Source organism: Xenorhabdus sp. Sc-CR9, from assembly GCF_963897815.1.
Lineage (GTDB): Bacteria > Pseudomonadota > Gammaproteobacteria > Enterobacterales > Enterobacteriaceae > Xenorhabdus.
The window spans coordinates 1-765 of record NZ_CAWQTY010000096.1 but is presented as its reverse complement, the minus strand read 5'-3'; the positions used below and the strand labels follow the sequence as shown (position 1 = coordinate 765).

Sequence of the window (765 nt, the reverse complement as noted above, 5' to 3'; positions counted from 1 at the left end):
TTCTCAACCAAAGAGCGAGGCAGCGGATTTGGACTGCGGCAAGAAACGATGCACTATTTTTGGCATAACGGGTCGCTATACCACGCCAGCGCTTCAAATGGAGAAAGGCATTTTCAACCAAATGCCTGAGTCGATAGAGCTCGCGATCATATTTTCGTTGCGCTTTGCGATTTTTACGGCTCGGAATTTGTACCTCCATACCTTGATTTTTCGCTTGCTCAGCGATGGCATCACTGTCATAGCCTCTATCCGCTAATAAATGCTCTGCATCGAACCCTTCAATCAAGTACTCAGCTTGTGAACAATCCGCTGTGGTACCGCTTGTAATAATTGCTCTGAGCGGCATACCATGCGCATCCACGGCCAAATGTATCTTTGAGTTGAGCCCCCTTTTGTGCGCCCCATATCTTGATTCCCCCCTTTAGCACCGGCTGCATGGGGATGAATTTTAATGTGGCTGGCATCAATCATTAACCACTCAAAATCGGGTTCAGTGATGAGTTGTTCGAGTAACCCTTCCCATATGCCTTTGTCCCGCCACCGGCAAAAACGGCGATGCGTATTTTTCCAGTCACCGTAATCGGGCGGTAAATCTCGCCAAGGTGCACCTGTTCGTAAAATCCAAAATACGGCATTGATAAATAACCGGTTATCGTCAGCAACACGTCCCCAAGCTCCCTTTCGACCGGGTAAGTAGGGCTCAAGTAAATTCCAAACATGATCGGAGATATCGTGACGGCGGTATGCTGGTGCGCTCATGGTTAA

Annotated in this window: 1 protein-coding gene; it reads right to left on the bottom strand. The window is 48.4% G+C overall.

The features are described 5' to 3' along the window. A protein-coding gene (locus AACQ81_RS04420; protein WP_443089585.1) for an IS5 family transposase occupies positions 1 to 759 on the bottom strand; the annotation gives its coding sequence in 2 pieces (ribosomal slippage) (positions 1 to 384 and positions 384 to 759; 760 coding nt annotated over the 2 pieces). This gene is flagged as partial in the annotation. Between the last annotated feature and the right edge of the window lie 6 nt (positions 760 to 765).